The following is a 23,855-nucleotide window of genomic DNA, read 5'->3' on the forward strand; positions in this document are numbered from 1 at the left end:
GCCACATATGGTACCACCCGTTGGTCTGAAATGCTGTGCGGGGAGGTGGGGGAGCTAGACTCGGACCTCGTGGCCGGTAGACTTCCTGATCGAGATATCGCGGCGATTCGTGAGCGGGTGCGGATCGAGGATGTCGTAGGGGAGTACGTCGCGCTCAAGCGGGCGGGGGCCGATTCGCTGAAGGGGTTGTGCCCGTTCCACGACGAGAAGTCGCCGTCGTTCCATGTGCGCCCCAATCACGGGCTGTTCCATTGCTTCGGGTGCGGTGAGGGCGGTGATGTGTTCGCCTTCCTGCAGAAGATGGAGCATGTCGGATTCGTCGAGGCCGTCGAGCAGATGGCGGACCGGATCGGCTACAAGATCAACTACGAGGGTGGCGGCACCTCCGTGCAGCGCGATCGCGGCACCCGGTCGCGGCTGGTCGCGGCCAATGCCGCCGCGCACGAGTTCTATATCGCGCAGTTGCGCGAGCCCGAGGCCGAGACCGCGCGCAAGTACCTCACCGATCGGCAGTTCGACGCCGCGGCCTGGCAGCAGTTCGGCTGCGGCTATGCGCCCGGCGGCTGGGATACGCTCACGAAACACCTGCTGCGCAAGGGGTTCAACGTCAAGGAGCTCGAGGCCGCGGGCTTGTCCAAGCCGGGGCGGCGCGGGCCGATCGACCGGTTCCACCGGCGGCTGCTGTGGCCGATCCGCAATCTCGGCGGCGAGGTGATCGGCTTCGGCGCGCGGCGGCTGTTCGACGACGACCAGATGACCGCCAAGTACATCAACACCTCGGAAACGTTGCTGTACAAGAAGTCTCAGGTGCTGTTCGGTCTCGACCACGCCAAGCGGGAGATCGCCAAGGGGCGTCAGGTGGTGGTCGTCGAGGGCTACACCGATGTGATGGCGATGCATATGGCCGGGGTGAAAACGGCTGTGGCGTCCTGCGGTACGGCTTTCGGCAGTGAACATCTGTCGCTGCTGCGCCGTCTGCTGATGGACGACACCTGGATGAGCGGTGAGTTCATCTACACCTTCGACGGTGACGAGGCCGGTCTAGCGGCGGCGCAGAAGGCGTTCGCGGGCGATCAGAAGATCGCCATGCAGACCTATATCGCCATCGCGCCCGACGGCCAGGACCCGTGCGAGTTGCGTCAGCGTTCGGGCGATGCGGCGTTGAAAGATCTTGTCGCACGCCGGATCCCGCTGTTCGAGTTCATCGTGAAGGGCTATCTCGCGCAATACGATCTGGACTCCGCGCAGGGGCAGGTCGAGGCGTTGCGGCGCACGGTGCCCGTGGTCGCGCAGATCACCGACAACGCCTCCCGCAAGGCCTATGCGACGCGCCTGGCGGGCTGGATCGGCTGGGACGACATCCAGATGGTGGTGCGCCGGGTCGGCGACGAGGCGCGCCGGAACCGCACCCAGGGCAACGGCTCACCGGCCACCGCGCGCCGGTCCGGCGGGGAAGGTCCGGCTCAGCCCGCGGCCGAACGTCCCGCGGCTCCGCTGAATCCGAACGATCCCACGCTGCTGCCGCAGCGTCAGGCGCTGGCCGCGGCACTGCAGTATCCGGCGCTGGCCGGGCCGGCATTCGACGCGATCGAGCCGGAGGCGTTCACACATCCGGCGTATGTCGCCGTGCGCTCGGCGATCACCGAGGCCGGCGGAACCTCGGCCGGCCTCGGCGGCGCCGAATGGGTGGCCCGGGTCGCCGACCACACCGACGATCTCACGCTGCGGGCGCTGGTTTCCGAACTGGCCGCGCTGCCGTTGCCGATCAAATCGATCGATGACGTCCAGCGTTTCATCACCGGCGTGCTCGCGCGCACCCAGGAGGCGTGGGTCGGCCGTCAGGTCGCGGAGCTGAAGTCGAAACTGCAGCGCATCTCCTCGACCGAGCAGTCCGAGGCGTACATGGCTCTGTTCGGCGATCTGGTCGCGCTCGAGCAATACCGCAGAAGCCTGCAGGCGCAGGCGATGGGGAATTCGGGCGACTTCGCCGCCACCTGAATCCGTTGAGAGGTATCTCTCAGCCGCGCAACTGATCGTGCGGCACCAGGACGGTGGTGCGCTCGTCGATCGGTTCCATCGGCTCGAGCTTGGGCTGCGTGCTGAGCTTGTCGGACAGTTTCTGGCGGCCGACCAGGACGAGCTTGCGGGTGACCGGGCTCTCGGTGATGGCGCGTGTGGTCTTGCTGATCTGCTCGTAGCGGACCCGCCCGGCCTTCGCGCCGAGTACGTATCCGGCCGCAATACCGATGATCAACCGCAGCATGTGCCCTCGCTCCCTCCAGTTACCTGTCCCGCGCCGTACATCCTGCCCGACATCCGGTTCGGCTGTCGATCCGGCACCGGTCGGTCGGGGGTGTGCGTTCTGGGGCACACCCTGCCACGGGGGTACGACAGGAATCGGGCATCCCGCCGGCATCCGGTTTCCGGTCGATCGTCCAGTTCTCGTAACGCCCGCGGCTTCCGTGACGACGTTCCGTATGGCACATGGTCCTCGGGGAGGCCTGTTCCTCCACTCGTCACTTCGGAATGGGGATCGGGCATGTCATCTCGTGAATTCTGGGCGCGCAAACGTACATTCGTTGTGCGCCATCGCATTACGGCGGCCGTCGCCGCGCCCGCGATATTGGGCACAGCGGTCGCCGTCGCCGTCGCGGTACTGCCGGACGCGGGGCCGCGCACGGCCACGCCACGGTTGATCGCGTCGGTCACCGACTGCCACGACATGGTCACCATCTCGGTCGCCGGGCGTAACGACAGTCCGTCGGCGGCCACGACGAAACTGCTGGTCGGAGCCGATGGCAAGGAGTTGCCCGCCGCGCTGTCCGACGACTATCACAGCCAGTGGGTCGATCCCGTGGTCAACGCGCCGAACGGCAAGGTCGATCCGGGCTCGTATGCCGCGGTCTACATCTCCTATCCGGCGAACATGAACAGCTACGAGGATGCCGTGAACGCGGGCGTGGCGAATACCGAGCAGGTGATGGAGCAGATCAAACAGGCTTGTCCGGCAACGAAATTCGCGATCGTCGGCTACAGCGAGGGTGCGGACGTGGTGCGCCGGGTGGCCATGCAGGTGGGGCATCAGGAGCCCGCGAAGGACGGCTCCTACGCCATCGTCGATCCCGCCAGCGTGACCGGTGTGGTCATCCTCGCCGATTCGGGCCGGTCCGCGGGTGACGGTCCGTTCCCGGGTGCGCAGAATCCCTACAGCAACCCCGACGGCTTCGACCAGAAATATCAGAACGGCACGACGCCGATCTCCGGGCAGGGCGCGTTGCCGGACAACAGCGGTGATTTCGGTTCGCTGGACGGCAAGGTCGCCTCGTTCTGTTCGGAGGGCGATCTGACCTGCGCGGCGCCGCAGAACATCTCGCTGCTGCAGCTGGCCGCCAACGTCGGACGGCAACTGAACGTGGACAAGTTGCAGGCCGACGGGCTCACTCCCGCGACCGGACAGGACGTCGCGACCGTGCTGGCCCGGATCGGTTACAACGCCTTCGAATACATCCGGTCCCAGCCGAATTGGATGGCCGGCGAGGAAACTCTGCTCCAGGTGCTGTTGAAGGTGTCCGAGCCGGGGTACAAGCCGGGTCAGCAACAGGCGGATCCGGCTCCGGCGCAATCGATCTCGACCGATGAGCTGGCGCCGCTGGCCTATTTGCCGCAGAAGGTGTTCAACGAGGTCGTCGGTCTGATCGTGACCAATCAGAATACGATTCCGGTGATCCTGAGCGATCCGTACCAGCTCACCCTCGGCCCGAACGGCACCGGCCACCACTTCGACTACTGGCGCGATTCGAGCACCGCCGACGGAAAGCCGCTGACCTCCGCCGAATACGCCGCCGCCTGGCTCACCCACCTGGCCCAGCAGGCCCAGGCGGGCAAGCAGATCGACACCACCTCCAAGCCCGACTCGACCGACGTCGCCGCCGCCTACAAGGCCGCCGCCGAAACCCGGGCCGCCTCGACCACCACGGCAATCCCCACGACGACAACCAGCCCCACGACCACCTCCGCCGCCCCTGCGACGACAGTCGCGCCCGCTACCACCACGACCCCCACTCGAACCACCACGACCGTCTCCCCGGCCCCGGCGACCACCGAGCCCAAGGCAGCCGAAGTCGCCCGCACTCCGCGAACTCCGGCACCGACCGCCGCGTCATCTGCCGAAACATCCAGCGCGACAACCACACCGGAGCGGACTACCACCGCTGCCCCGACAACTCCACCGAAGGAACCGGCGACAGCAGGCGCACACTGATCGCCCCGCGAGCCACATCCCGAACGGCTTTCGCGTGCGACGGTCACCATCCGCAGTATGCGCCCGAACTCGGCACTCTCATGGCATGAGGATCCAATCGGTGGATTCGCTGCCGCAGTACGCCCACGCCGGAATTCCGCTGTAGTTGGTCGTCGTACTCGATGCGAAGTTCGGGGTCGCCGAGGTCCCGGAATTCCGGCTGGGCGCACATGCCCGTGAGTACCGCCGGCACCGGATGCATCGCGACAAATCAGTGCACCTGGAAGATGTGGTCGTCGGCGAGATCCTCTTCGAGGACCTCGTCCGGTAGTCCTACCGAGGCGGCACCTCGCTGAGCGCGCCGATCACCGAGCATCGCGTCGACGGCCCGGTCCGACGGGTCAGGAGTCCTCGGGCGGGGGGAATCCGCCGGTGGCGACGGGGCCCCAGCGTTCGATGTGGATGCGGATCAGGGATTTGTTCTGCCGGGCCATCGCCGCGCGATACTCGTCCCAGTCGGGATGTTCGCCGGAGATGCAGCGGAAATAATCGACCAGGCCGTCCAGCGCCTCCGGCATGTCCAGTACCTCGGCGCGCCCGTCGACCTGGACGTACGCGTCGTTCCACTCGTCGGACAGTACGCAGATCGAGACTCGCGGGTTCCGTCGTGCGTTGACGGCTTTGGCGCGAGCCGGATAGGTCGAGACCACGATGCGTCCCTCGGAATCGACGCCGCAGGTCACCGGTGACATCTGCGGACTCCCGTCGGCGCGGGAAGTGATCAGTACGCCACGGTGCCGGGGCCGCAGGAACTCCAGCAGCGTGGTCAGCTCGACACGGTCGGCGGTCGCGATACGGGGCATACGCGGACTCCTCGATGGTTCGAATCGGAACCTTCATCATGCCCCGGCGGCGGAACCGGCGTTGGGTGCGGGCGGGGTTCCACGGCCTACCGAGGACCGCTGCGGCGGGTTTGCGGCCCGACTCTCGACGTCACTGTGAGAGTCAGAGCTGAATGGTTTCATTCGGGCTTTTCCGGCGGTAATTCTCAGAGAGTCTTTAGCCGTAACATAGCTGTTTTGCCGCTCTGAACGGCCGTCGTTTCATCCGCCCGACCTTTTCGGTGTCGGTATGAACCAACTTTCGCGACTCAGCAAATATATAGCCACTTCTGAAGTAGAAGAGCACAGGGCACCCTGCGTTTGTGACCTTGGTCCCTGTGGTTCGGGTTGGTAATGGTCGGACGATGGATACATGACAGAGGCGTCTGGGTATCGGGGCTGTCGGCGGGAGTCGGCGGAGCGGACGCCGACTGCGATGAGCCGTAGTTCATGAGAGGCAACTCGATCGCAGTTATCAAACCGCAAACATCTACCGCGTTGGCATCGGAATTGTTGCAGAAACATAACCCGATTGCTCTGGCGCGGCAATGGGAGAGCTGTGGAGATCGATATGCCCCAATCGAACAATGGCATGGCCGGGGGACGGCCGTCCTTCGATGTGCGCCCGCTGACCGCGGCGCAGCGAGGAATCTGGTTCGCCCAGCACCTTGCCGCGTCGTCGCCGATATCCGTGGCGCAGTATGTCGAGATCGTCGGTGAGCTGGATACCGATCTGCTGGTCGAGGCGTGTAACACCGCCAGCCGCGAATTCGGGTCGGGTCACCTGCGCCTGCTCGAGGTCGACGGGGAACCACGCCAGTTCGTGGACGAGAACGGCACGCCGGTATCGGTCGTGGACCTGCGTGATCACCCCGACCCGGTCACCACGGCGCGCCGGCTGATGGTCGAAGAGTATTCCGCCCCACTGGACTTGCTGAACGACGACCTCATGGCGAGTGTGATCTATCGGGTCGGCGAGGAACACTTCCTCTGGTATCAGCGCGCCCACCATGTCGCGCTCGACGGATTCGCGGCGGTGACGATGATGCACCGCGTCACCGAGCTGTACAACGCGTGGATCGCCGGCGAGCAGGCGCCGCCGTCCGCGGCGCGCGATCTGGGCGAAGTGGTCGAACAGGATATCGCGTATCGTGATTCGCCGCGTTTCGAGAACGACCGCGCGTACTGGACGGAACATCTGGCCGACGCGCCTCCCGTGGTGAGCCTGGCCGATCGGGTGGGCGAACCCACCATTCATCCGATCCTGGTCAGCACCCCGCTGCCGGAGCGCACCGCGCGTGCGCTGGACGAGGTCGTGCTCGACCGCGGTACGAGCGTTACCCCGGTGATCGTCGCCGCCTTCGCGTCCTATCTCGCCCGGATGACCGGAAGCGATGAGGTGTTGCTGAGCCTGCCCGTTTCGGGTCGGCATTCCGCGCTACTGCGCCGTTCCGGCGGGATGGTGGCAAATGTCGTGCCCCTGCGTGTGCGCGTCGCGGGCTGCACAATCGGCGAGGTGATCAGCGGCACGCAGAGCGAATTGACCAGCGCCCTGCGGCGGCAGCGTTACCGGCAGGAGGACATATTCCACGATATGGGCATCGCCCGTGACCAGGCGGCGTCTTTCGGCCCGGCCGTGAATATCATGATGGTCGAGAACGAGGTCGTTCTGGGCAATACCACCGGACGCCTCAACGTTCTCACCTCGGGCCCGACCGCCGACCTTTTCGTCAATATCTATCCGGGTGCGGGACGGGACAGTACCCATATCGATTTCCAGGGCAATCCGAGTGCGTACACTTCGGCGGAACTCGCCGGGCACCACGACCGGTTTCTCATGTTTCTGCGGGAGTTCCTCGCCGGGGGCGACGAATACCCGGTCGACAAGCTGCCGCTGCTGGAAGGCGCGGAGAGGTCCGAACTGCTGCCCGTGCGCGGCCCCGGCGGTGTCGAGACGCGGCTGCTTCCGGACATCCTGACCGAGGGTGCGCGCCGCAATCGCCGTGAAACCGCGATCGCCTCGTCCGGCCGATCGATGACGTACGGCGAACTGGACACGAAATCCTCCCAGCTCGCCCGGCATCTGATCACGTTGGGCTGCGGGCCGGACACCGTCGTGGCGATCCTGCTGCGCCGCTCGTCCGAATCCGTCATGGCGACCTGGGCGGTCGCCAAATGCGGTGCGGCCTTCGTGCAGTTGTCACCGGACAATCCACCGAAGCGGATCGAGCACATGATCGCCGACAGCGGCGCGAGCGTGGCGGTCACGGTCGACGCCCTGGCCGATCGCCTGCCGTCCGCGACGCGCCTGGTAACCCTCGACGACCCCGCGACCGTGTCGGCCTGTGACCAGGCCGACGACGGGCCGATCATCGACGCCGACCGGATCCGGCCACTGCGGTCCTCCAATATCGCCTATCTGACCTACACCTCGGGTTCCACCGGGCTGCCGAAGGGCGTGCAGGTCACGCACGCCGGTCTGGCCAACCTCATCGCCGATCGCGCCGCGACGTACGGCGTCGACAGCACATCGCGGGTGTCCTATGCGCTTTCGCCCAGCTTCGACGCCTCGCTGGAGCAGTTCCTGACCTGTTTCGCGAACGGATCGACCCTGGTGGTCGTGCCGCCCGAGGTGACCGGCGGCGAGCCGCTGACGCGGCTGCTGGCCGACGAGCACGTGACCCACTTGACGTTGACGCCCGCGATGTTGGCGACCGTGGACCCGAATCAGGCGGTCGACCTGAAGGTCGTCGTGGTCGGTGGTGACGTGTGCGCACCGCATGTCATCGAACGGTGGACGCGATCGCTGTCCATGTACAACGAGTACGGACCGACCGAGACCACGGTGACCGCCGTCGGCGCCGCGCTGCGAGCCGACCGGTCCCATACCGTCGGCGGTCCCATCCGCGGCGTCTCGGCGATGGTCCTGGACCGGACGCTGCAGCCGGTGCCCAAGGGCACCGCGGGCGAGTTGTACCTGGCCGGGCCGGGCCTGGCCCGGGGATACAGCCATCTGTTCGGGGAGACCGCCGCGCGGTTCGTCGCCGATCCGTACGGCGCGGCAGGCGAGCGGATGTACCGCACCGGCGATATCGCGCGCTGGAACGGCGACGATTCGGAGATCGCGCTGGAACTGATGGGGCGCAGCGACTTTCAGGTCAAGATACGCGGCTATCGGATCGAGCCCAGCGAGATCGACGACACCCTCACCACGCACGAGGATGTCGAGATGTCCGTCACGGTGCCGGTGCGGAACAACGTCGGCACGACCGTGCTGGCATCGTATGTCGTCCCGGTCGACGGCCGCCGGATCGATAGCGTCGAACTGCAGCGCTTCGCTCGCGAATCCCTTCCGCCGCATATGGTTCCGGCAGTGGTCTGCCCGTTGGCCGGTCTTCCGGTGAACGCGTTCGGCAAGCTCGACCGCAAGGCTCTGCCCGCACCCGAATTCGGCGCCGCGCCCGAGGGTCGCGCGCCGGCCACTCCCCGGGAGAAGGCGCTGGCGGAGCTGTTCGCCGAGGTGCTCGGTGTGCCGCGGGTCGGGGCGGACGACAGCTTCTTCGCCCTGGGTGGTGACAGCATTCTGTCCATCCGGCTGGTGGCGCGCGCCAAGGCCCTTGGCCTGAGCTTCTCCACCCAGGACGTGTTCGCGCACAAGACCGTTGCGGGCCTGGCGGCCATCGCGACCGAGGTGGGCGATACTCCTGTGCTGGCGGAGTTGTCCGGTGGCGGCGTGGGGTCGATGCCGCTGTCCCCGATCATGCGCGCCATGCTCGCCCGCGGGCATTTCGACCGATTCGCGCAGGCCGCCCTCGTGCAGCTGCCCGAGAACGTCGATCGACCGGGGCTCGTGCGCGCACTGCGGACCCTGCTCGATCGACACGACATGCTGCGCGCCGTGCTGCGCGGCGCACAGTCGGTCGACGGGTTCGTCGAGGTACTCGAGCGGGGTGCGGTCGACGCCGACGCCGCACTCGTGCGGGTCCGGCTCGAAAACCGGGACGCCGAAGAGGTCGACCGGCAGCTACAACAGGCGGCCGACCGCCTGGACCCGGCCGAAGGTGTTCTGGTGCAAGCGGTGTGGATGCAGGACGTCGACGGTTCCCGGCCCGATCTGTTGTGGCTGGTGATCCATCACCTCGCGGTCGACGCGGTCTCGTGGCGCATTCTGCTGTCCGACCTGGCGCAGGCCTGGTCGCAGGCCGCCGACGGCGGCGAATCGCAGCTCGGCCCGGCCACCACATCGTTCCGCCGCTGGACGCACGGCCTGGTCGAGCAGGCGCCGGGCCGGCGGTCCGCGGAGCTCGCGATGTGGAAAGACGTTCTCGGACAGGGCGATCGGCTACTCGGGTCGCGTCCGCTCGACCCGGGTCGCGACCTCGTCGCCACCTCGGACCGGGTGCATCAGCGAGTCCCGGCGGAGGTCGCCGACGCCGTGCTCACCACCATTCCGGAGCGTTTTCACTGCGGCGCCAACGAACCGCTGCTGACCGCACTGCTGCTGGCACTGGGTGCGTGGCGGCGTCGGCACGGTACGACGGTCGCGGACGAGCTGATCTCCCTCGAGGGACACGGTCGTGAGGAACACGCCGTCCCGGGCGCGGATCTCGGCGCGACGGTGGGCTGGTTCACCACCCGCTACCCGCTGCGGATCGGCCTCGACGATATCGACCTCGACGACGCGCTCGCGGGCGGTGCGGCCGCGGGACTGGCGCTGCGGCAGGTGAAGGAGCAGCTGCGCGCGGTGCCCGATCACGGCATCGGCTTCGACATGCTGCGCTACCTGGATCCCGAGGGCGGCGCTGAACTCGCGGGCCTGCCCGAACCTCAGATCAGCTTCAACTATCTCGGGCGGGTGGGCACGGCCGAACTCTCCGGCCCCTGGACGCCCACAACGGAATTCACCGCGCTCACCGGGACCAGCGATCCGGCGATGGCGCTGTCCGCGGCGCTCGATGTCAACGCGATCGCCGAGCCGGGGCCCGACGGGCTCCAGCTCGACGCGACCTGGGATTTCGCCTCCCGGATTCTGCGTGACGAGCAGGTCGCCGAACTCGCCGGGCTGTTCGCGCAGGCGCTGAGCGGACTCGCCGAACACGCCCGGTCGGCTACCACCCCGGTTTTCACGCCCTCGGACTTCGCGCTGGTCGAGGTGTCGCAGAGCGATATCGACGGGTGGCTGCGCGAATACCCGGCGATGACCGATGTGTGGCCGCTGACGGCGTTGCAGACCGGGCTGCTGTTCCACACGGTCTATGCCGACGACGATGACGACGGCTACATCGTGCAGGCGGCGCTGACGTTCACCGGGACGGTGGACGGCGAGCGGATGCACCGCGCGGCGCAGCTGCTCATCGACCGGCACGACAGCCTGCGGACCGCATTCGTGGAGAGCGCCGCGGGGGCACGGCAGATCGTATCGGGCGACGCCGCGGTCGAATGGGGTGCGACCAGCGTCGCCGAGATCGCCGATGACGATGCGCGCGCTGAGGCGCTCGATCGCCTGGCGGCCGCGCAGGCGGCCGCGTTCGATCCCGCCCGGCCGCCGCTGATCCGTTTCCACCTGGTGCGCACCGGAGCGGACTCCTACCGGTTGATCCTCACGAACCATCACCTCGTGTTGGACGGCTGGTCGATGCCGCTGCTGATCCAAGAGCTGCTCGCGTTGTACGTATCGGATTGCGACACTGCCGAACTCGCGCCACCGCGCTCGTACCGGGAGTATCTGCGGTGGTTGGGTGCGCGCGATCACGAGGCCACCGTGGCCGCGTGGCAGCAGATGCTCGCCGGAATCGACAGCCCGACGCGAGTCACCGCCGGCGCGGACCCGGCCGGAACCGTGCGCAATGGCGAGGTCGCCTTCGACCTGGACGTCGCGACCAGCGCCGCGATCGGTGAACTGGGCCGCTCGCACGGCGTCACTGCGAATACGTCGTTGCAGGTGGCGTGGGCTCTGCTCGTCGCGCTCACGACCGGACGGTCCGATGTGGTGTTCGGCAACACCGTCTCCCAGCGTCCGCCGGAAATTCCGGAGATCGACCGCATGGTCGGGCTGCTGGTCAACACGTTGCCCGTGCGCGTCCGGCTCGATCCGGGCGAAACGGTCGCCGAACTGCTCGTGCGCGTGCAATCCGAACAGGCCGCGATGGTGGAACATTCGCACATCGGCCTGGCGGAGCTGCAACGGATCACCGGGATCGCCGACATGTTCGACACCGCGACGGTGCTCGAGTCCTACCCGGTCGACCGGGATCTGTTGACGCGCAACCTCGGTGACGCGGGTCTGCGCCTGGTCGATATCGACGCACGCGACGCCACGCCGTATCCGCTGAGCCTGCAGGTGACCCCGCCGCGACCGGGCGGCCCGGACGATGGCGCGTCCGGGACCTACACGGTCGCACTGAAATTCGCCCTCGACCGGTTCGATCACGACCAGGCGCGGGCACTGCTGGACCGCTTCGAGCTGCTGCTCACCCAGATCGTCACCGATCCGGCTCGAAAAGTGGCCACGATCTCCTCCTGCGCGGATTCCGAACGCGCGGAGCTGCTTTCGGCTCATGGCGACGAGCCGGTCGCCGACGCCGTACTGCGCGAAATCCTGTGGGACACCGCGCGGCGGTATCCGGACGCGGTGGCCGTGCGATCCGGTACGACCACCTGGACCTATCGTGAACTCGCCCGGCGCGCGGATGCGGTGGCGCAACTGCTGATCGAGCGCGGCGCCCGGGCCGAATCGATTGTCGCACTGGCCTTCCCTCGTTCGGCCGAACTGGCCGTGGCGATCTGGGCGGTGGCCCGCACCGGCGCCGCCTTCCTGCCGCTGGACCCCGGCAATCCCACCGCGCGCACCGCCGAGCTGCTGTCCGATACCCGAACCTGTGCGGGGCTCACGACACGCGCTGTCGCACAGAGCCTTCCGGATACCGTCGATTGGCTGGCGCTGGACGCCGAGGCCGAGCCCGCCCGCACATCCGGCACACCGCTCCAAGCGGGCGAGTTGCGCGCCGACAACGCCGCGTACGTGATCTACACGTCCGGATCGACCGGTAAGCCCAAGGCCGTACAGCTCGCCAATCGAGGTCTGGCCGACCTCGTCGCGGCGCAGGCCGAGGCGTTCGCGGCGGGTCCCGACGCGGCGGTGCTGCAGGTCGCGTCGCCGGGATTCGACGCCTGTGTGTCGGAGGTGCTGTTGGCACACGGCAGCGGCGCATGCCTGGTGGTGGCTCCGCCGGAGGCGTACGGCGGGATCGACCTCGAGGAATTGATTCGGGCGCAACAGATTTCCCACGCGATCATCACTCCGTCCGTGCTGAACACCATGGACCCGTCCCGGATCCCGTCGTTGACGACGTTGGCGGTCGTCGGTGAGGCGACCGGGCCGGACACCGTGAACCGGTGGGCGCCGGGGCGGCGGCTGATGAACCACTACGGGCCGACCGAAAGCACGATCTGGGCGACCGGCTCGGATGCTCTGCTGCCCGGCGAGCCGGTGACGATCGGCGGCCCGATCCGGGGCGTGTCCGCGGTGGTCCTGGACATGTGGCTCCGGCCGGTGCCGATCGGAGTCGCCGGGGAGCTCTACCTCGGCGGGCCCGGACTGGCGCGCGGGTACGTCGACCGCCCCGATCTGACCGCCGCGCGGTTCGTCGCGGATCCGCGGTCGGCCACCGGCGAGCGGCTCTACCGCACCGGTGATTCCGTGCGCTGGGTACGCGGTCGCACCGGACCGGTCCTGGAGTACCTGGGCCGATCCGATCAGCAGGTCAAGATTCACGGTCTGCGGATCGAACTCGGGGAGATCGATACCCGCGTGGCCCGGTACCCGGACGTGGCGAGTGCCGCGACCGTTGTCGCGCAAGGCCCGACGGGCGAACCGGTGCTGGTGTGCTATGTCGTCTCCGCCTCGGCCGCGGGGGTGGATATCCCCGCGCTGACCGAAGATCTCGCGAACACCCTGCCCCGGTACATGAATCCCGCGGCGATCGTGCAACTGGACCGGATGCCGCGCGCATCGACCGGGAAGATCGATCGGAAGGCGTTGGAGCAGCGCGACTTCGGTCCCGCCATCGCGGGCGGCAGGGCGCCGTCCACGCCGACCGAGCTGATCGTCGCGAAACTCTTCGCCGACGTCCTGCGTCTGGACACCGTCTCCGCGGACAGCAACTTCTTCGCGCTCGGCGGGGACAGCATCGTGTCGATGCGAATGGTGGCGCTGGCCAGGTCGGCCGGATTGCATCTCACCCCGCGGGATGTGTTCGAGGCCAAGACCGTTGCGGCCCTCGCCGCTGTGGCGAACGGTGCGCAGGTCACCGGGGAATCCGACCGGACCCCGCTCGTCGAACTCGGACAGGAGGACATCGATCGGCTCGAGCGGGATCACCCCGGCCTGTCCGACATCTGGTCGTTGTCGCCCATGCAATCCGGTGTGCACTTCCACTCGACCTACGACCCGGACGCCGAGGACAACTACACGGTGCAGACGGCGATCGGATTCTCGGGCGAGGTCGACGCCGAACGCCTGCGCCGCGCCGCGCAGGCCGTGGTCGACCGGCACGACATCCTGCGGGCCGCCTTCGTGGAGACCTCGGCCGGGACGTGCCAGATCGTGCTGGACCACGCCGAGGTTCCGTTCCGGGACATCGATCTCACCGATGACGACGACGCGACCTCTCCGGAAGACATCGCCGCGGCGGACGAGGCGGCCGGATTCGACCTGTCGGTCGCACCGCTGGTCCGATTCACGCTGATCCGGCTCGCTCCCGGATCCTTCCGGCTGCTCGTCACGAATCACCATGTGATCCTGGACGGTTGGTCGATGCCGCTGCTGATGCGAGAACTGCTGGACTACTACGGATCTCCCGCGCATATCGACTCCGCCGGGCCCGCTCCGTCCTATCGCGACTACCTGGCCTGGCTGCGCCGGCAGGACAGCTCTGTCGCCAAAGCGGCTTGGGCGCAAGCCTTCTCCGGCGTCGACTCGCCCACCCGGGTGTCACGCGGAGCGGGCGCGGCGGGCTCGTTCTCGGCCGGTGAGGTCGAGGCCGAGTTGCCGGCGGACCTTTTCGAGGAACTCCGCCTGGCGGCCGCGGATGCGGAGGTCACGGTGAACACCGTCGTCTCTGCGGCCTGGGCGCTGAATCTGCGCGTCCTGACCGGTGAGACCGATGTGATCTTCGGCGCCTCGGTCTCGGGCAGGCCCGCGGAGTTGCCACAGGTCGAACAGACCCTCGGGATGTTCCTGAATACGATTCCGGTGCGGGTCCGGCTCGAACCGGCGATGACGGTACGCGAGCTGCTGACCGGTATCCAGGCGGGTCAGGCCCGCATGCTGGATCATCACCACATCGGCCTACCCGAGATCCACCGCAGCGTCGGACTGCCCGAACTCTTCGACACCGCGATAACCTTCCAGTCGTTCCCGGTCGACCGAACCGCACTGCAGCGACTGGTCGACGAGGCCGGTCTGCGGGTGAACGAACTCGGCGGCGTGGACGCGACGCCGTACCCGCTGAGCCTGGTCGTGGAACCGGCCCAGGACGAGCACGGTGCGCCGCGCGGACTCCGGATCGCCCTGCGCTTCCACGATCGGGAATTCGACTCGGACTCGGCGCGCCGCATTCTCGACCGCACGGTCGCGCTGCTGAGCCGGATCGCCGCGAACGCCGCCACCCGGCTCGGTGAGCTGACCCTCGACGAGGAGTCGTTGCCGTCCTCGCCGATGCTGGTGGCCGGTCCCACTGTTCCGGCCACGCTGGACCGGATACTCGCCGGCTCCGCGACGGACGACCCCGATGCGGTCGCGATGCGATACGGCACGGACGTCTGGACGTACCGGCAGCTCGACGAACGATCCACTCGGCTGGCCCGAAACCTATTGCGGCACGGGGCGCGTCGCGGATGGATCGTCGCCGTGGTGCTGCCGAGGTCGCCCGCGGCCGTGCTCAGCCTGTGGGCGGTGGCCAAGACCGGCGCGGCATTCCTGCCGATCGACCCGACCCTGCCCGCGGAGCGGATCGAATTCCTGCTCGCGGATTCGGCAGCCACGCTCGGCATCACCGCCGAGGCCGGGCGGACGTCCCTTCCCGACAGCGTCGACTGGCTGATCCTGGATCAGGAGCAGCCGCTCGGAGACGAGGCCGCGGCTCCCGCCGAACCGATCACCGATGCCGAACGCGGCGAGGCGATTCGGCCGGATCAGCTGGCCTGGGTGAGCTACACCTCGGGCTCGACCGGAATCCCCAAGGGCGTCCTGGTCACCCACCGCGGACTGGCCGATCTGATCGCGGCGCAGCGGCGGATACTGTACGTCGGCCCGAGGTCCGTGGTGCTGCAGGTCGCCTCGCCGAGCTTCGACGCCTCGATCTTCGAGCTGCTGATGGCGCACGGTTCGGCCGGTCGGCTGGTCGTTGCTCCCGCGGATGTGTACGCCGGCCCGGAACTGGCGGAACTGATGGCGCGCGAACGTATTTCGCACGCGGTCGTGACTCCCTCGGCACTGTCGACGGTTCCGTCCGACGGCCTCGGCGCACTGTGTGTGCTGGCGACGGCCGGTGAGCCGGTCGGGCCGGAACTGATCGAGCGGTGGGCGCCGCATCGCACCATGGTCAACCTGTACGGACCGAGCGAGAGCACCATCTGGGCGACCGCCGGTGACGCGCTGGTCCCCGGCGGGCCGATCACGATCGGCAGGCCGGTCGGCCGGGTCGCGGCGATGGTGCTGGACACCTGGTTGCGGCCGGTGCCGCACGGTGTGGTGGGTGAGCTGTATCTGTCCGGCGCGGGACTGGCCGACGGGTACGTCGGCAGGAGCGGGTTGAGTGCCGCGCGGTTCGTCGCCTGCCCGTTCGCGAAGCCGGGCGAGCGCATGTACCGCACCGGCGACATGGTGCGGCGCACCGCCGACGGCGAACTGGAGTTCTTGGGACGCAACGATTTCCAGGTGAAGGTGCGTGGCACCCGCGTCGAGCCGGGCGAGATCGACGCGGTACTCGGCGCGCGCGCGGACGTGGCGTATGCGGTCACGGTGCCGCGCAGCGACGGCGGACGACCGGTGATGCTGGTGTCCTATGTCGTGCCCGCGGCCGGGACGAGGGTTTCGGGTGCGGAGTTGCGTGCGGCACTGGCCGATTCGCTGCCCCGATACCTGGTGCCATCTGCGGTGCTGGTGCTGGACGAGGTGCCGCTGACCGCCAACGGCAAGCTGGATCGTGAGCGGCTGCCCGAACCCGTGAGCGTCGCAACGGAATTCCGGGCGCCGTCCTCGGTGGTCGAGGAATTGGTCGCGGAGGCGTTCGAGCAGGTACTCGATGTCGAGCGGGTGGGCGCCGACGACGACTTCTTCGCACTGGGCGGCGATTCGCTCAGCGCGGCGACCGTGGTGGCGCGCATCGGTGCGGCGCTGGATGCGCGGGTGCCGGTGCGATCGGTGTTCGAGGCTCCCACCGTGAGCGGATTGGCCGCTCGCGCAACGACTTTCCGTGGTGCGGGACGGCTGCCCCTGGTGGCCGGCGAGCATCCGGACCCGGTGCCGCTGTCGCTGGCGCAGCAACGGATGTGGTTCCTGAACCGGTTCGAGCCGGACTCGGCCGCGTACAACATTCCGGTGATGCTGCGGTTGTCGGGACAGCTGGACGTCGCGGCGCTGACGGACGCCCTGACCGATGTGATGGCCCGGCACGAGGTACTGCGCACGATCTATCCGGAATTCTCCGGTGAGCCGCGGCAGGTCGTGCTCGACGAGCCCGGGGTGCCGGTGGACAGGATGCGGGTGCGGGCCGATTCGGTCGCCGGCACGGTGGGCGAGTTCGTGCGGCGCGGATTCGATGTGACCGCGCGAGTGCCGATGCGCGTGGGGCTGTTCGAGCTCGACGCCGAGAACGGCAGTGACACAGCACAATTCCTGCTGGTGCTGGTGGTGCACCATATCGCCGGGGACGGGCAGTCGATGGGCCCGCTGGCCCGCGACGTGATGACGGCCTATGCCGCCCGCCTGGCGGGGTATGCGCCGCAATGGCAGCCGCTCGCCGTGCAGTACGCGGATTTCGCGTGGTGGCAGCGCCGGATGCTGGGCACTGCGGACGATCCGGACTCGCTGATGTCCGAACAGCTGGAGTTCTGGCGTTCGACCCTCGCGGGCGCACCCGACCGGCTCGATCTCCCCGCCGATCGGCCCCGCCCGGCCGCGGCTTCCCTGTCGGGCGGGCGGGTGCCCGTGGGTATCGATGCGAGGGTGCACGAGCGGCTGCTCGAACTGGCTCGCGCGCACGGAACCTCGCTGTTCATGGTCGTGCACGCGGCGCTGGCCGCGGTCCTCGGCCGCTTGGGCGACACCGATGACATCGTGATCGGCACCCCGATCGCGGGACGCGGCGAACCCGGCCTGGACGATCTGGTGGGAATGTTCGTCAACACCCTCGCCCTGCGGACCCGCGTGGATGTCGGCGAGCCGTTCGCCGACTTGCTGATGCGCGCCCGGGAGACGGATCTGCGCGCGTTCGAGCACGCGGACGTGCCGTTCGAGCGGGTCGTCGAGGAGCTGCATCCGGAGCGATCCGCGGCCCGCCATCCACTGTTCCAAGTGGTCCTGGCCTTCCAGAACGTGTCCACGATCGATGTGGCGCTGCCCGGCGTGCAGATTTCCCGGGCCGAGGTGGACACCGGCGCCAGCCAGTTCGACCTGCAATTGATCCTCTCCGAGGAGGCCGGTGAAACCGGTGCTGCACAAGGGCTTTCGGGAATGCTGAGCTATGCCCGAGACCTGTTCGACGAGGCGACCGCGGCGGGATTCGCCGCACGTCTGATGCGGGTGCTGGATGCCGTCGCCGCCGATCCGGCCGTCGTGGTCGGTGATATCGACTGGCTGGACGCCGAAGAGCGCACGATGCTCACCTCGCAGGTGGGAGCGCGTCCCCCGGCCCGGCAACGGCCGCCGGAACTGCTGACCGATCTGTTCGCCGCGGCCGTGCGGGACAACGGCGAGGGTATCGCCCTGATCTCGGGGACCACCGCGTTGACGTACACGCAGCTCGACGAGCGATCGAACCGGTTGGCGAGGTCGCTGATCGGCCGTGGCGCCGGACCGGAGAATCCGGTGCTGGTCGCGATACCGCGATCGATCGAATCCGTCGTGTCCTGGTGGGCGGTGGTCCGGACCGGTGCGCCGTATGTGCCGGTCGACCCGGCCTATCCCGCCGGGCGGATCGCGCAGATCGTGTCGGATTCTGGTGCGGCACTGGGTATTACGGTGTCCTCGGCACGAGGCGCGATGTCCGATGCGGTGGACTGGATCGTGCTCGACGACGCGGAGGTCGCCGCCCGGATCGACGAGTCCGCGAGCGGTCCGATCGGTGACGACGAGCGCAGTCGCCCGTTGCACGCGGCGAACCTGGCCTATGTGGTCTTCACCTCCGGGTCCACCGGCGTACCCAAGGGCGTCGGCGTCACCCATTCGGGCACGGCCGATTTCGTCTCCGGGCTGCGCGGCGACCTCGAACCCCGCGGTGCGTCGCGGGTGCTGCACTTCGCCTCGCCGTCGTTCGATGCCTCGCTGCTGGAGATACTGCTGGCCGTCGGCCGGGCCGGAGCACTGGTCGTAGCGCCGACCGGCATCTACGGCGGTGACGAGCTGACGCAATTCCTGCGGACACAGCGGATCACGCACGCGTTCCTGACCCCCGCCGCGCTCGCGTCGGTGGATCCGGCCGGCCTGGACGATCTGGCCGTGGTGATGTCCGGTGGTGACGAGGTCCCAGCGGATCTGGTGAACCGTTGGGCGCGAACCGATATCGAGCGAGCACGGCAGTTCCGGGTGCTCTACGGCCCGACCGAGGCCACGATGGTCGCCACGGCGACGAGTGGACTGCAACCGGGGGAGCGCCCGACGCTCGGCGGTCCGCTACCCGGCCTGCGGGTACTGGTCCTGGACGCCCGGCTGCGGCCGGTGCCGATCGGGGTGGCCGGGGAACTGTATCTCGCCGGCCCGGCGCTGGCGCGCGGATACCTGAACAAGACGGCGACGAGTGCGGCGCGGTTCGTGGCGCACCCGTTCGGGGAGCCGGGAAGTCGCATGTACCGCACCGGCGACATGGTGCGACGGAACTCCGAAGATATGCTGGAGTTCTTGGGCCGCAACGATTTCCAGGTGAAGATCCGCGGTTACCGGGTCGAGCTCGGTGAGATCGATGCGGCGCTGCGGTCGCGCGCGGACGTGGCGTACGCGGTCACCATCTCGCGCGACGCGGGCGCCGGTCCGGCGATGCTGGTGTCCTATGTGGTGCCCGGCCCCGGGGTGAGCATCTCGGCCGAACAACTGCGCGCCGCGCTGTCCGAGGCGTTGCCGTCGTATCTGGTGCCCGCCGCGGTGATGATTCTCGACCGGATTCCGTTGTCTCCGAACGGCAAGATCGACCGTGCGGCCCTGCCCGAACCCGTGGTGCAGGCCAAGCGGTTCCGGGCTCCGTCCTCGGTGAGCGAGGAGGTGGTGGCGGGCGTGTTCGCCGAGGTGCTCGGCATCAGCGGTCCGGTGGGCGCCGACGACGACTTCTTCGACCTGGGCGGCAACAGCCTCATCGCCACCCGCGTCGCCGCGCGCCTGGGCGCGGCGCTGGACGCGACCATTCCGGTGGCGATGATCTTCGAGGCGCCGACCGTCGCGCGGCTGGCTGCCCGTGCCGAATCGCATGCCGACACCGGCCGGGTCGCGCTGACCGAACAGCAGCGCCCGCGCCGAATTCCGCTGTCGTACGCACAGCAGCGGATGTGGTTCCTGAATCGGCTCGAACCGGACTCGGCGGCCTACAGCATTCCGATCGCGCTGCGGCTGTCCGGACGGCTCGACCTGGACGCACTGCGTGCGGCCATCGAGGACGTGCTGAACCGGCACGAGGTGCTGCGGACCGTGTACCCGTACTCGGAGGGCGAACCGTCCCAGGTCGTCCTGCCCGTCGCGGCGGCCATCGCGCCGATCACCGTGGTCTCGATCGCGGAATCCGAACTGGCCGAATCGGTGTCGGCGTTCGCCGGTGCGGTGTTCGATGTGACGATCGAAACGCCGGTGCGGGCCCGGCTGTTCGAATTGGGGCAGGACGAGTCGGTTCTCGCGATCGTGATGCACCACATCTGCTGTGACGGATCCTCGCTGGTTCCGCTGGCGCGGGACATGATGACCGCGTACGCGGCACGGACGCGCGGGGAGGCCCCGGACTGGTCGCCGCTGCCGGTGCAGTACGCCGACTACGCGATCTGGCAGAAGTCGGTACTGGGTTCCGAGGACGATCCCGGCTCGCTGCTGCGCGCCCAGATCGACGAGTGGACAACGGCATTGGCGGATCTGCCGGCGCTGCTGGAGCTGCCGACCGACCGCCCGCGCCCGCCCGTACAGTCCTATGCGGGGTCGACCGTGCCGATCGACCTGCCCGCCGATCTGCACGCGAGGTTGCAGGCGGTGGCGCGAGCGCACAACACGACGCTGTTCATGATCTTCCATGCCGCGCTCGCGGCCACGCTGGGCCGGTTGGCCGATACCGACGACGTCGCGATCGGCACTCCGTACGCGGGCCGTGGCGAACCCGAACTGGACGACGTGGTCGGCATGTTCGTCAACACCCTGGTGCTGCGAACGCGACTGAACCCGGCTACGACGTTCACCCGGTTGCTCGAACACGTGCGGGAGACCGATCTGGCCGCGTTCGGCCGCGCCGACGTTCCGTTCGAGCGGCTGGTACAGGTGCTCAACCCGGTCCGTTCGCACGCCCATCATCCGCTGTTCCAGGTGATGCTGGCATTCCAGAACCTCGCCACCGCGGAGTTCGAACTGCCGGGGCTGTCGGTGTCGACCCTGACCGCCGATACCGATGTCGCACTGTTCGATCTGCAGATCACCGTGTCGGACTCGTACGATCCGGACGGCGCTCCGGCCGGCATCAACGGTGTGGTGACCTATGCGACCGACCTGTTCGACGCCGCCACGGTGACAGCGCTGGTGGATCGCCTGCTGCGGATGCTCGACGCCGTGGCCACCGATCCGGCGCAGCCGGTGTACGAGGTGGAACTGCTCGCCGCCGCGGAGCGCGAAGCCATACTGACACAGTGGAATTCGACGGATATGGCACTCGCGCCGGAGGAGACGCCGGCCGCTGTCTTCGCCGAGGCGGCCCGGACGTACCCGGATCGGATCGCGGTGATCTCCGGTGATCAGTCGCTGACGTACGCGGAATTCGCCGCGCGGGTGAATCGTCTGGCGCGCTGGCTGATCTCTCGCGGCGTGGGTCCGGAATCGTTGGTGGCGTTGCGCATGCGGCGCTCGCTGGACCAGGTCACCGCCATGTACGCGGTGCACGCCGCCGGCGGCGGATATGTGCCGGTGGACCCGGACCTGCCTGCCGATCGCATCGCGTACATGCTCTCGACCGCCGCACCCGTGCTCGAGCTGTCGTCTCTCGACGGGGTCGAATTGTCCGGATTCGATGACGCGCCGGTCACCGACGCCGATCGGATCGCATCGCTGCGACCGCACAACCTCGCCTACGTGCTGTTCACCTCCGGATCGACCGGACGGCCGAAAGGCGTCGCGGTGAGCCATGGTTCGGTGGTGAACCAGGTCCGGTGGATCTGCGGGACCTACGCGCTGACCCCGGACGACGTGGTGTTGCAGAAGACGCCCGCGACGTTCGACGTCTCGGTGTGGGAGCTGTTCGCCACGTTGGCCGCCGGGGCGCGGCTGGTGATCGCGCGGGCCGATGGCCACACCGATCCGGCCTATCTCACGGAAACCATCGCCGCACAGCGCGTCACGATCACTTCGTTCGTCCCGTCGATGCTGGGGGCGTTCATCGAGGCGGCCCCGCCGGAGTCGCTCGGGTCGGTCCGTGCGCTACTGGTGGCCGGTGAGGCATTCGGCTCGGAGATGGCGGACGCGGTGCGGCGGACGGCGCCCTGGATCGAATTGCACAACCTCTACGGGCCGACCGAGTTCACCGTGCACGCGACCGCGCATCGGGTGATCGAATCCGACAGCGGCAGTATGCCGATGGGCACGCCGGTGTGGAATGCCCGAGCCTATGTACTCGACAGCCGTTTGCGGCCGGTACCGCCCGGTGTCGCCGGGGAGCTGTACCTCACGGGCGTCCAGCTCGCGCGCGGTTATCAGTCGCGTCCGGGCCTGACCGCGGAGCGCTTCGTTCCCGACCCGTTCGGCGCGGGCGAGCGCCTGTATCGCACCGGCGACGTGGCGCGCTGGCGCCGCGACGGCGAGCTGGAGTACCTGGGCCGCACCGATTTCCAGGTGAAGCTGCGAGGTCTGCGGATCGAACTCGGTGAGATCGAGACGGTACTCGCCGAGTATCCCGGCATTGCGCGGGCGATTGCGACGGTGCATTCCAACGGCTCCGGAGACCGTCTCGTCGGGTATGTCCTCCCCGCTGCGGGCAGCTCCGTGGACCCCGCCGCGGTCCTGGCGCACGCGGCGAGCGAACTGCCCGGCTATATGGTGCCCAGTACGCTCACGGCGCTGGATACGTTGCCGCTCACCACATCCGGCAAACTGGACCGTTCGCGACTACCGGACCCGGTGTTCGCGGTAGGGGAGTTCCGGGATCCGTCCACATGGCTCGAAGGAGTGGTCGCGCGGACCTTCGGCCAGGTGCTCGGCGTGGACCGGGTGGGCGCCGACGACGATTTCTACGCACTCGGCGGCAATTCGCTGCGGTCGGTGCAGGTGGTCACCGAGTTGAAGAAGGAACTGGACTACGAGTTCCCGATCAGCTGGATGCTCTCGGATCCGAGCCCGGCCGATCTGGCCCGGCGGCTCGAATCCGCGATGCGATCCGGGGGAGCAGCCGCGACCGCGTCCGGATTCGATGTGCTGCTGCCGATTCGGACGAGTGGTTCACGGCCTCCGCTGTTCTGCATCCACCCCGCTTCGGGTCTGTCGTGGTGCTACCACACACTCGGCGAATACCTCTCCGCCGGCCGGCCGATCTACGGCATTCAGGCGCCGCAGATCGGTGGCGAGGTCCCCGGTCCCCGAACGATCGAGGACATCGCCCGCCGCTACACCGAGGAGATCCGAGCGGTCCAACCGCACGGCCCCTACCATCTCCTGGGCTGGTCGCTGGGTGGTCTGATCGCTCACGCCATCGCCGCCGAAATGCGCGCTGCCGGTGAGCAGGTCGCACTTCTGGCCGTGCTGGATGCCGAAGCGGACGGTATCGATGAGGAGTCGGTCTCGACCGTCATGGCCGGTGAGCTGATCAGCAATCTCGGCCCGGTCCTCGGCATCGATTTCGTACGATCCGATGCGACGGCCGAAGAGGCCGCGGATCTGATCCGCGAGCATCTCGGCGACGGTCTGGGCATCGACGCGGCGATGATCGAACGCCTCACCGACGCCTACAACATGTCGATTCGCGCGGCGGGTGCGTGGCAGCCTCCGGTCGTGGACAGCGACATGCTCTACTTCACCGCCACTCGTGACCGGCGGCCCGAGGCGCAGGGGCACCACGGTTGGGCGCATCTGATCGCCGGGAACATCGCGAACATCGACATCGATGCCACCCACCTCGCCATGACCGAACCAGGGGCGATCGCCCAGATCGCCCGGATCCTCAACGCACGACTGGATCGGTGAGGCCGGAGACCGGCCGGCCGGCGCGAGCAGCGTTGCCGGCCGGTCTCCGCACGCGGCGGTGCGCAGAGCCCGGTCCGGCGCCCGCGCGTGATCGGGTGCCGGACCGGCG

At 68.2% G+C, this 23,855-nt stretch carries 6 protein-coding genes; 4 read left to right on the forward strand and 2 right to left on the reverse strand.

Translation table 11 applies throughout. From position 1 onward, the window contains the following. Positions 1 to 69 precede the first annotated feature (69 nt). Positions 70 to 1,998 (forward strand): DNA primase, encoded by a 1,929-nt coding sequence (gene dnaG, locus NV1_RS14715; RefSeq protein WP_067891056.1) that lies wholly within the window; start codon positions 70 to 72, stop codon positions 1,996 to 1,998. 19 nt (positions 1,999 to 2,017) lie between these two features. Here dnaG and NV1_RS14720 read toward each other — a convergent pair whose 3' ends face one another. Beyond that, positions 2,018 to 2,263, reverse strand: a complete 246-nt coding sequence (locus NV1_RS14720; RefSeq protein ID WP_067891059.1) for a hypothetical protein — start codon at positions 2,261 to 2,263, stop codon at positions 2,018 to 2,020. Positions 2,264 to 2,539: 276 nt separating this feature from the next. Here NV1_RS14720 and NV1_RS14725 point away from each other — a divergent pair, with 276 nt between their 5' ends. Beyond that, positions 2,540 to 4,261 (forward strand): cutinase family protein, encoded by a 1,722-nt coding sequence (locus NV1_RS14725; protein ID WP_067891061.1) that lies wholly within the window; start codon positions 2,540 to 2,542, stop codon positions 4,259 to 4,261. A gap of 145 nt (positions 4,262 to 4,406) precedes the next feature. After that, complete coding sequence (locus NV1_RS43480) at positions 4,407 to 4,571, forward strand: hypothetical protein (RefSeq protein ID WP_157116911.1); 165 nt, start codon at positions 4,407 to 4,409, stop codon at positions 4,569 to 4,571. Between the two features lie 70 nt (positions 4,572 to 4,641). On the opposite strand, the gene NV1_RS14730 is transcribed toward NV1_RS43480, so the two are convergent. Continuing rightward, on the reverse strand, positions 4,642 to 5,103 hold the full coding sequence (locus NV1_RS14730) for a PPOX class F420-dependent oxidoreductase (RefSeq protein ID WP_067891064.1): 462 nt from the start codon (positions 5,101 to 5,103) through the stop codon (positions 4,642 to 4,644). A 589-nt stretch (positions 5,104 to 5,692) separates the two neighbouring features. On the opposite strand from NV1_RS14730, the gene NV1_RS14735 reads away from it, so the two are divergent. Next, positions 5,693 to 23,746 carry a non-ribosomal peptide synthetase gene (locus NV1_RS14735; RefSeq protein WP_084525422.1) on the forward strand — a complete coding sequence of 6,018 codons (18,054 nt, stop codon included), beginning with the start codon at positions 5,693 to 5,695 and terminating at the stop codon, positions 23,744 to 23,746. Positions 23,747 to 23,855: the final 109 nt, after the last annotated feature.

This window comes from Nocardia vaccinii NBRC 15922 (assembly GCF_001613305.1).
Classification (GTDB): Bacteria; Actinomycetota; Actinomycetes; order Mycobacteriales; family Mycobacteriaceae; genus Nocardia; species Nocardia vaccinii.